General features: G+C 66.5%; 9 protein-coding genes and 2 tRNA genes. 7 read left to right on the top strand and 4 right to left on the bottom strand.

Annotated elements, in window-relative coordinates:
- The first annotated feature begins 469 nt into the window (after positions 1–469).
- From J0J10_RS00640 to J0J10_RS00630, 3 genes are read left to right on the top strand one after another with little or no spacing between them, the layout of a single operon-like run.
- On the top strand, positions 470–850 hold the full coding sequence (locus tag J0J10_RS00640) for a DUF3489 domain-containing protein (RefSeq protein WP_291644423.1): 381 nt from the start codon (positions 470–472) through the stop codon (positions 848–850).
- A complete protein-coding gene (locus J0J10_RS00635) occupies positions 840–1,325 on the top strand; it encodes a DUF2924 domain-containing protein (protein ID WP_291644420.1) in 486 nt (161 codons plus the stop codon). The genes J0J10_RS00640 and J0J10_RS00635 overlap by 11 nt, the downstream gene beginning before the upstream one ends.
- 7 nt (positions 1,326–1,332) lie before the next feature.
- On the top strand, positions 1,333–2,811 hold the full coding sequence (locus tag J0J10_RS00630) for a recombinase family protein (RefSeq protein WP_291644418.1): 1,479 nt from the start codon (positions 1,333–1,335) through the stop codon (positions 2,809–2,811).
- Positions 2,812–3,099: 288 nt separating this feature from the next.
- Here the strand turns inward: J0J10_RS00630 and J0J10_RS00625 are convergent.
- A tRNA-Gln gene (locus tag J0J10_RS00625) sits at positions 3,100–3,174 on the bottom strand.
- 177 nt (positions 3,175–3,351) lie between these two features.
- Between J0J10_RS00625 and J0J10_RS00620 the strand changes: the two genes are divergently transcribed.
- From J0J10_RS00620 to J0J10_RS00610, 3 genes are all read left to right on the top strand, one after another.
- A tRNA-Pro gene (locus J0J10_RS00620) sits at positions 3,352–3,428 on the top strand.
- Between the two features lie 353 nt (positions 3,429–3,781).
- The gene (locus J0J10_RS00615; protein ID WP_291644416.1) at positions 3,782–3,925 is read left to right on the top strand and encodes a hypothetical protein; all 144 of its coding nucleotides are present in this window, start codon (positions 3,782–3,784) and stop codon (positions 3,923–3,925) included.
- 209 nt (positions 3,926–4,134) lie between these two features.
- On the top strand, positions 4,135–5,082 hold the full coding sequence (locus J0J10_RS00610) for an MBL fold metallo-hydrolase (protein ID WP_291644414.1): 948 nt from the start codon (positions 4,135–4,137) through the stop codon (positions 5,080–5,082).
- Positions 5,083–5,092: 10 nt separating this feature from the next.
- Here the strand turns inward: J0J10_RS00610 and J0J10_RS00605 are convergent, their stop codons facing one another.
- Both J0J10_RS00605 and ilvD read right to left on the bottom strand, forming a co-directional pair.
- Positions 5,093–5,869, bottom strand: coding sequence for a DUF1499 domain-containing protein (locus tag J0J10_RS00605; protein WP_291644412.1), 777 nt, complete (start codon positions 5,867–5,869; stop codon positions 5,093–5,095).
- Between the two features lie 199 nt (positions 5,870–6,068).
- On the bottom strand, positions 6,069–7,910 hold the full coding sequence (gene ilvD / locus J0J10_RS00600) for a dihydroxy-acid dehydratase (RefSeq protein ID WP_291644410.1): 1,842 nt from the start codon (positions 7,908–7,910) through the stop codon (positions 6,069–6,071).
- A 154-nt stretch (positions 7,911–8,064) separates the two neighbouring features.
- Here ilvD and J0J10_RS00595 point away from each other — a divergent pair, with 154 nt between their 5' ends.
- Positions 8,065–8,934, top strand: coding sequence for a LysR substrate-binding domain-containing protein (locus J0J10_RS00595; RefSeq protein ID WP_291644409.1), 870 nt, complete (start codon positions 8,065–8,067; stop codon positions 8,932–8,934).
- Here the strand turns inward: J0J10_RS00595 and J0J10_RS00590 are convergent.
- Positions 8,931–9,836 (bottom strand): FtsK/SpoIIIE domain-containing protein (locus J0J10_RS00590; protein ID WP_291644408.1); only part of this gene is annotated, 906 nt, incomplete at its 5' end. The genes J0J10_RS00595 and J0J10_RS00590 overlap by 4 nt on opposite strands.

Below are 9,836 nucleotides of genomic sequence, written 5' to 3'. Positions count from 1 at the left end.
AAACGGCGCAAGCCAGCGCTCGAGGTCGGACTTCCAGCTCTCTTCCATGGCCGGCCCTCCATAAGCCGACCACCCATGAATCACGCAAACCGCGCCCCGGGAATCCCAAAAACGCCAGCCGTCCTAAAAATCTGCCAAAGTAGTGCTAGAGCCGTCCCGCAGACCTGGAAGCTTCGCTTGGCGAGATCGATCGTCAGAGCATGGACGTCGGACATGCGCTCCTCCTTCGAACGCGCCCCGATGGCGCTCGCTGGCACCTTACGATGCCGGACGGAGGGGGCATCCACCCCATCAGTTCAAGCCGTCATCAGGGATGGGACTGGACTTAGCGGGTGGCTTCGAGCATTGGTGTCGGTGTGAGCGGCGCCTGGCGCGCCAGATATCCTGAGGGTCCCTGCCGGCTGTAGCGCCAGGCAGGGTCGCGCTGGTGACGGGGCTGATCCCGTCTTGCCCCTCCAGGAGATCGCCAATGTCCCCGAAGCCCCGTGAGACCAAGAACCACGGCCGCAACACCCGCAAAGTGCTGGCCTCGAATCCTTCTGATTGCCGTGTGCCCGCCGACGACGCTTTAGACGCACCAGCTACGTCGGCAGCCAGCGAGGCGGCAGCTCATCCAGTCGACAATGCGCGCCTCCGACCGAAGGCGAATACCAAGCTCGGCATTGTGCTCGGGCTGCTCGAAGAGCCGGCGGGTGCCTCGCTTACCAAGCTTACCGAGGTGACTGGCTGGCTGCCACATACGACCCGGGCGGCGCTGACCGGTCTGCGCAAGCGAGGCTTCCAGATCGAGCTGCAGCGTGGCTCCGATGCGCCTAGCTCAGTCTACCGGAGCCGCGTCGATGCCGCGTAAGATCGCAGCGCAAGTGCACAGCAAGGGCGAGGCTCCTGATCGGAGCCTCGCACACGAACTCGCGGTGCTGCAGTCGGCGAGCATCGTGGAACTCCAGGCGCAGTTTCGACGGTTCTATCAGCGCCCTGGTCCCGAGAGCCTGTCGCGCGACCTGATCGCGCGTCTCCTTGCTCATCGCATCCAGGAGCGGCGGCTCGGCGCTCTCGATCGCGAGCTCCGCGTCAGGCTCGATCGCCTCGTCCAGGGACTGCCGCCGGGGCGTCGGCTGAAGTCTGGAACGGTGCTGGTCCGGGAGCACGAAGGTACGATGCACGAGGTCGTCATCGTGCCGGGTGGGTATCTCTGGAACGCCGAGACTTTCAAGAGCCTGTCGATCATCGCCAAGCGGATCACCGGGACCAGCTGGAACGGGCCACGCTTCTTCGGACTGCGATCGAACCGCTCCTCGGCCACGAAGGCAGACGCTCATGCGTGATGCTCCGATGAAACCTCAGCGCTGCGCGATCTATACGCGCAAATCGACCGAACATAACCTCGACCTGGCCTTCAACTCGCTGCACGCCCAGCGTGAGGCCTGCGAGGCTTATGTGAAGAGCCAGGCGCATGAGGGCTGGCGGCTGCTACCCGAATGCTACGACGATGGCGGCTTGTCAGGAGCTTCGCTGGTGCGCCCTGCCCTGCAACAGCTTCTCGACGCGGTAAAGCAAGGCGGCATCGACATCATCGTCGTCTACAAGGTCGATCGTCTGACCCGCTCGCTCGCCGATTTCGCCAAGCTGGTCGAACTCTTCGACGAGCATGGCGTCTCCTTCGTTTCGGTGACCCAGAGCTTCAACACGACAAGCTCGATGGGGCGGCTGACGCTCAACGTGCTGCTCTCCTTTGCCCAGTTCGAGCGCGAGGTCATCGGCGAGCGTGTGCGTGACAAGATCTCGGCATCCAAGCAGAAAGGTCTGTGGGTCGGCGGCCCCGTTCCCCTCGGCTATCGCAGTGAGAAAAAGCTGCTCCGCGTCGATGATGCTGAGGCCGCGCTCGTGCGCCGCATCTTTGAGCTCTATCGCGATCGCGGCTCGGTCCGCGCCGTGGTCGAGCAGCTCGCTGCCGATGGCGTGCGAACCCGCAAGGGCTTTCGCTTTGGGCCAGGTCCCATCGCCGCCATGCTGAAGAACCGCTTCTATCTCGGCGAGATCGTCTGGAAGGGACAGGTTCACAAGGGCGAGCACCCGGCGCTCGTCGAGCGCGAGCTGTTCGAAGCCGTGCAGTCACGCATCAAGGGTGCCGCCGTCAACCGACGCCGCATCGCCGGCAGCCGCGTCGCGATCCTCGCCGGGGTATTGTTTGACGATGCCGGCAACCGGATGAGCCCGAGCCATAGTTGCAAGAACGGTGTGCGCTATCGCTACTATGTTTCGCGAGCGCTGCTCCAGCACGATCGCGCCGGCGCCGGCTCGATCTCGCGCGTCTCGGCGCCGGAGATCGAGGCGGTGCTCCGGGAGGCGGTCGCCGATCAAGATGTCACCGACATAGACCGCGTTACGCTGCATCACGATAGGATAACGATCCTGATGCGACCGACGGACACCGCCCCTGAACCTGCGCCGTTCTCGGTCCCGTTCGCCTGGCAGTCCCAAGGGCGAAGGAAGGGCGTCGTCCATGAACCGGCGCAGCAGCAGCGTCTCGATCACAATGCGGCTGAAGCTTTGTTGATCGCCATCGCCAAGGCGCGTCGCTGGATGAACGAGCTCGTCGAGGGCAAAATGATCTCGACCGACGCCATCGCGCTTCGCGAGAACATGGGCGAGCGCAATGTTCGCAAGCTTCTGCCGCTCGCCTGTCTCTCGCCGAATGTGATCCGAGCCATCGCCGACGGTTCGGCGCCGGCAGATCTCACGATCCGGCAGCTCACAGCCGCACTGCCGCATACTTGGGCTCGGCAGGAGCAGAGGCTCCTGATCGGCTGAGCTCGCCAACACCAGCACCGATTGGGAAGCTCGTCGTGGTGATCTGCGGCGAGCTTTTTGTCGCGGGAGTAGCGCCAGGTCGAGGCACAGTCGAACCAGTCTACAGACGGTGCTGCCCGATGACCGCGGAATCACGGAAGTGGGGGACGCAGACCGGGGCGAGAATAGCCCCGCAAACCGCCGCCTCGCAGACCGTCACGGTCTCTGTGGGGCCGAGATCGCCGCTAACCCTCGACACTGTGGCAGAATTTTTGATACCGGGCGAAAGTCTCGGATCGCGAGACTAGGTGGCTGGGGCGGGAGGATTCGAACCTCCGAATGGCGGTACCAAAAACCGCTGCCTTACCACTTGGCGACGCCCCAATGCGGCTTGCCTTCTAGAGCGCAGCAGCGAAGCGCGCAATATCGGATCGGCGTCGATCACAAGATGTCTTGGCCCTGACAGGCGCCATCGCAGCTTTCTGCAGAAGTTTGCGTTTTCCTGTCGGTTGCCTGTTGCGCAGCATCAAGCGGCTGGCTATAAGCCGGCCACCAGTTGATCGGAGTGTGGCTCAGCCTGGTAGAGCACCTCGTTCGGGACGAGGGGGTCGCAGGTTCAAATCCTGCCACTCCGACCAAAATTTCCAGTTAAATCAACTGGTTAAGAGGGCGCCTCAGGGCGCCCTTTCTTTTTTTGCCGATCAGGCCAGCGAGCGAATGGCCGCCCGACAGATCGGCGGCCATTCGCTCGGGGCGCTCGCCGTCACCTCCCGTTCCGTGCCGGCCGCGTCGCCCCGGCGCCGTGCCCGAAAGCGACGCGATCAGCGATCACGAGGACGGATAGGATCGCGAGGGGCGAGTAGCCTGTGGGCACAGAAATCGGCCCGGCATTTCTCGACTGCAGATTGCGCCGGCTCCAGCACTTTCGCCCCTTGGCGCCCCCGACCGGCTTTCGCTAGGCTATGTCCCGGCAAGCGGAGCAGGGCCGGCAATGACGCGCATCGTTCGAATCGCTGCAATCCTCGGCCTGGCGCTTACGCTCGCCGGCTGCGACCGTTGCGGTAAGCTGCTGGAGCTCGACATGTTCCTCCAGCCGGTGAAGAAGGTCTGCACCGACAGCAAGCCCGGCGGCTGAGCTCGCCGACATCCCCTCGGCGAGGGTGCCGCCGATGCATGGCGCCCTGCGCCCCGGCGGCCGGACCTCCGAGCCTGCCGGTGGATGCCGATTGGCGATCTATCTCTTTGTGAAAGCGTCCGATTCGCCCGAAAAGCGGTTTCCACTTCTCGGCATGATGCTCTAGAACGGCCGCGCGCGGCACAGGCCGGCCGGCCCCGGATGCAGTCATGAACCAGAGCCGCGAACAGAGGACGGGCAACGAGATGGCCGAGCCGCTCACCTTCGACCGCGAGGCGCTGAGCTCTGGTACTGTGGTGCAGCTTTCGCCGCTGGTCCGCCGCATCGTCGCCGGCAATGGCGGGCCGATGACCTTCACCGGCACCTGCAGCTACATAATCGGCCACGGCAAGGTCGCGATCATCGACCCCGGCCCCGACGACCCCGCCCATGTCGCCAGCCTGCTCGCGGCAGTCGCGGGCGAGAGCGTCGAGCAGATCGTCATCACCCACACCCATCGCGACCATTCTCCGGCGAGCCGCGCCATCAAGGCCGCGACCGGCGCCGCGATCGTCGGTTGCAGCCCGCACCGCCCCGCCCGCGAGCTCGCGCTCGGCGAGATCAACCCGCTCGACGCCGCAGCCGACAGAGACTACGCGCCGGATCTGGTGATGGGCGATGGCGACGCCGTTTCCGGCCAGGGCTGGAGCCTGCGCGCGGTCGAGACGCCCGGCCACACCGCCAACCATCTCGCCTTCGCCCTCGACGAGGAGGAGACGCTGTTCTCCGGCGACCATGTCATGGCCTGGTCGACCTCGATCGTCGCGCCGCCCGACGGCTCGATGGTCGCCTATATGGCCTCGATCGAGAAGCTGCGCGGCGCGGACCATCGCCTCTACTGGCCGGGCCATGGCGGGCCGGTGCGCGAGCCGCAGCGTTTCCTGCGCGGGCTGGTGCAGCACCGGCGCCAGCGCGAAGCGGCGATTCTCAACCGGCTGCGGGCCGGCGACGAGACGATCTCGGCCATGGTGCCGATGATCTATCTGGATCTGGCACCGGCGCTGCATGGCGCCGCCTCGCTCTCGGTCCTCGCACAGCTCGAGGATCTGGTCGCGCGCGGCATCGTGCTCTGCGACGACGCCCTGCCCGCGCTGGCGAGCCGCTACCAATTGGCTTGAGAGCGGAGCCTCAGCGCAACTCCACCAGCAGCTTCACCTCCTCCTCGAAGGCGGCGATGCGCCTGGCATTGCCGCCGAAATCGAAACCGCCGAGCCGCGAGGCTGAACGGATGTCGATCCGGCTGCCATCGGCGCGCGGCCGGATCCGGATGGTGATATCATCGACCAGGCGCAGCACGCGCGAATGCGCCACCGCATCGAGCCGCCCCGCGCCGCTGCGCCCACCCGGCGCCGCGCCCTCCAGCACCCGCCAGCCGAGATTGACGGAGGCTTTGCGGGCGATGTCATAGGCGACCTCGGCCGGCAGCTCGAGCACGATCGGCAAAGCGCGCGGATAGCCTTGGCGCTGCGCCTTGCGCCGCTCGGCCGGCACGTCCGGCGGCACCAGCCCCTGGCGTGCCGCGAGCGCGACGCGCGAGCGGCTGAAGGCCGGCGGCTCCTCGATATCGGTCGAGACGTCGCTGAGCAGCGGCAGGGTCGCGAGCTGGAATCCGGCATAGGCCACCGGCAGCAGCAGGAGCAGGCTGAGCATGAAGGCGAAGGCGGCGATGCCGATGCCGCGATGCCCGTCCTGCCAGATCCGCACGAAGGCGGCGAGCGACAGCAGCAGGGCCAGCAGGACGAAGACATAGGCTCCGGCGATCGGCGCCAGCCTTTCCACCGAAGGCTGCCCGAAGCGGAAGATCAGCACCGCGAGCACGACGACCGTCAGACCGAACAGAGCCAGCCGGCGGCTCCAGATCGCCGCACGCGAAACCGGTTCCTCGAAGACGAGACGGCGGTGCATGCCTCTTAGGTGGCCGAGCGCCGCGCGGAAGGCAAGCGGGCGATTTCGGCACCGCTTCCTGGTGGCTCATCCCGGCCGGCGCCGCGAGGCGGCGCAGAGCCGGGATCCCAGCCTGAACTTCGCCGGAACAGGCTCCGGCATGGATCCTGGGTCGGGCTGCGCTCGCCCGGGATGACCGGAAAAAGCCCGGGCGACGCGCTCAGTCGATGGCGCGGACCGCCCCCTTCGCCGCGCTGGTCGCCAGCGCCGCATAGGCCTTCAGCGCGGTCGAGATCTTGCGCTTGCGCGGCGCCGCCGGCTTCCAGGCATCCCTGCCCTTGGCCTCCATCGCGGCACGGCGGCGCGCCAGCTCCTCGTCGGAGATCTTCAGGTTGATGCTGCGGTTCGGGATGTCGATCTCGATGACGTCGCCGCCCTCGACCAGGCCGATCGCGCCCCCTTCCGCCGCTTCCGGCGAGACATGGCCGATGGAGAGGCCGGAGGAGCCGCCCGAGAAGCGCCCGTCGGTGACCAGAGCGCAGGCCTTTCCGAGCCCTTTCGACTTCAGATAGCTCGTCGGATAGAGCATTTCCTGCATGCCCGGCCCGCCGCGCGGCCCCTCATAGCGGATCAGCACGATCTCGCCGGGTTTGACCTTGTTGTTGAGGATGCCCTCGACCGCCGCATCCTGGCTCTCGAAGATCACCGCGGCGCCCGAGAAAGTCAGGATCGAGGCGTCGACGCCCGCCGTCTTCACGATGCAGCCATCGAGCGCGATGTTGCCGTAGAGCACGGCAAGACCGCCATCCTGCGAATGGGCATGCGCCTTGTCGCGGATAACGCCGCCTTCGCGGTCGAGATCGAGTTCGGCATAACGCCGGTCCTGGCTGAAGGCGGTCTGCGTCGGCACGCCGCCCGGCGCGGCGCTGTAGAAGCTCTTCACCGCCTCGCTGGCGGTCTGCCTGATGTCCCAGCGCTCGAGCGCCTCGGCCATCGTCGCGGCATGCACGGTCGGCAGCGAGGTGTCGATCAGCCCGGCGCGATCGAGCTCGCCGAGGATCGCCATGATGCCGCCGGCGCGGTGCACGTCCTCCATATGGACATTGGCGACCGAGGGCGCGACCTTGCAGAGCACCGGGACATTGCGCGACAGCCGGTCGATATCGGCCATGGTGAAGTCGATCTCGGCCTCATGCGCCGCTGCCAGCAGGTGCAGCACCGTGTTGGTCGAGCCACCCATCGAGATGTCGAGCGTCATCGCGTTCTCGAAGGCCTTGAAGCTCGCGACATTGCGCGGCAGCACCGAGGCGTCGTCCTGCTCGTACCAGCGCTTGGCGATGTCGACGATCAGATGGCCGGCCTCGACGAAGAGGCGCTTGCGGTCGGCATGGGTCGCCAGCGTCGAGCCATTGCCCGGGAGTGCGAGGCCGAGCGCCTCGGTCAGGCAGTTCATCGAATTCGCGGTGAACATGCCCGAGCAGGAGCCGCAGGTCGGGCAGGCCGAGCGCTCGATCACCTCGACTTCGCTGTCGCTGAGGTTGCTGTCGGCGGCCGCGACCATGGCATCGACCAGATCGACCTTCTTCAGCACGCCCTCGGCGATGAACTTGCCGGCCTCCATCGGGCCGCCCGAGACGAAGACGGTCGGGATGTTGAGGCGCATCGCCGCCATCAGCATGCCTGGCGTGATCTTGTCGCAGTTCGAGATGCAGACCATGGCGTCGGCACAATGGGCGTTGACCATGTACTCGACGCTGTCGGCGATCAGCTCACGCGAGGGCAGCGAATAGAGCATGCCGTCATGGCCCATGGCGATGCCATCATCGACCGCGATGGTATTGAATTCCTTGGCGACGCCACCGGCCTTCTCGATCTCGCGCGCGACGAGCTGGCCGAGATCTTTCAGATGCACATGGCCCGGCACGAACTGGGTGAACGAGTTCACCACCGCGATGATCGGCTTGCCGAAATCCGAATCCTTCATGCCGGTGGCGCGCCAGAGCCCACGGGCGCCGGCCATGTTGCGGCCATGGGTGGTGGTGGCGGATCTCAACCTCGGCATGCTTGACCTCTTCGCCCATACGCTCAAACAGAGAGTTTGGGACTAAGGCTAGCGACCGCGCCTGACCAGCCAAAATTGAATTATTCGATTTTGACCATCGGCGCGGTCCATGCTGCGGGCGCGAAGCAGGATGAGGGCTGGAAAAGGGAATGGTGTGACGGCGCTCCGCAACATCGACATCGACCTGCTGCGCTCCTTCGTCACCATCGCCGAATTGCGCTCCTTCACCCGTGCCGCCGCCGCCCTGTCACGGACGCAGTCGACCATCTCGACGCAAGTGCGCCGGCTCGAGGAGATCGCCGGCCAGACCCTGCTGCGGCGCTCGCCGCAGGAGGTGCTGCTGACCCGCGCCGGCGAGGATTTCCTCGGCTATGCCCGCCGCATCGTCGCACTGCATGACGAGGCGCTCGACGTGGTCAGGGCACAGGGCGTGTCGGGACGCGTCCGTCTTGCCGTGATGGACGACTACGCCACCATCGTCCTGCCCGAAACCCTCGCCCGCTTCGCCCGCTCGCATACGGAGGTCGAGCTCGAGGTCACCACCGGCTTCACCCGCGATCTGATGAATGCGCTTGGCGAGGAGTTCGACCTCGTACTCGCCACCCAGCGCGCCGGCGACGGGCGCGGCGAGGTGCTGCGCACCGAGCGCACCGCCTGGGCGGCCTCCGACCGGCATGATCTCTCGCTCGCCGGCCCGCTGCCGCTCGCCTTGTTGAAGGCGCCGAACATGTATCGCGAATGGGCGCTGGAGGCGCTGAACGAGGCCGGGCTCGGCTGGCGCATCCTGTTCTCCAGCTCCAGCATCGGCGCCGTCGAGGCGATGGCGGCGGCTGGCGCCGCGCTGACCGTGGTCAAGGCCGGCACCGCACGGCCCGGCCTGCGCCTGCTCGGCACCGAGCACGGGCTTCCCGCCCTGCCCGCTTCCGAGATCGCGCTGCATCTCGCCCCGGGACGCCCCGGCGCCGCGGCTCGCGCGCTCAGCAGCTTCCTCGCCGAGGCGCTGCGGGAAGGCCGCGAGAGCTAGCCCTCGCGCTCGGGCAGGCTTTCCACCAGGATTTCGCGTTTACCTGCGTGGTTTGCGGGGCCGACGATGCCCTCGTTCTCCATGCGCTCCATGATCGAGGCCGCGCGGTTGTAGCCGATCTGCAGGCGGCGCTGGATGTAGGAGGTCGAGGCCTTCTTGTCGCGCAGCACGACGGCGACCGCCTGGTCGTATGGATCCTCGCTCTCGGCCTGGCCCATGCCGGTCTTGTCGAAGACGGCGCCGTCCTCCTCGGCCCCGGCACCCTCCTCCTCCTCGGCGAGGACGGCGTCGAGATAGTCCGGGCGGCCTTGCGTCTTCAGATGCGCGACCACCTTCTCGACCTCGGCATCCGAGACGAAGGGGCCGTGCACGCGGGTGATCCGCCCGCCGCCGGCCATGTAGAGCATGTCGCCCTGGCCGAGCAGCTGCTCGGCGCCCATCTCGCCCAAAATGGTGCGGCTATCGATCTTCGAGGTGACCTGGAAGGAGATCCTCGTCGGGAAGTTCGCCTTGATCGTGCCGGTGATGACGTCGACCGAGGGACGCTGCGTCGCCAGCACGACATGGATGCCGGCCGCGCGCGCCATCTGGGCGAGGCGCTGGATCGTGCCCTCGATCTCCTTGCCGGCGACCATCATCAGATCGGCCATCTCGTCGACGATCACCACGATATAGGGCAAGGGCTCGAGCGCCATCGCCTCTTCCTCGTAGATCGCCTCGCCGGTATGGCGGTCGAAGCCGGTCTGCACCGTACGGGTGATCACCTCTCCGGCCGCGGCTGCCTCCGCCACGCGGACATTGAAGCCGTCGATGTTGCGCACACCGAGCTTCGACATCTTCTTGTAGCGCTCCTCCATCTCGCGCACCGCCCATTTCAGGGCGACCACCGCCTTCTTCGGGTC

This window comes from Allobosea sp. (genome assembly GCF_017308075.1).
Taxonomy (GTDB): Bacteria; Pseudomonadota; Alphaproteobacteria; order Rhizobiales; family Beijerinckiaceae; genus Allobosea.
This window is presented reverse-complemented; position numbering and strand designations above follow the sequence as displayed.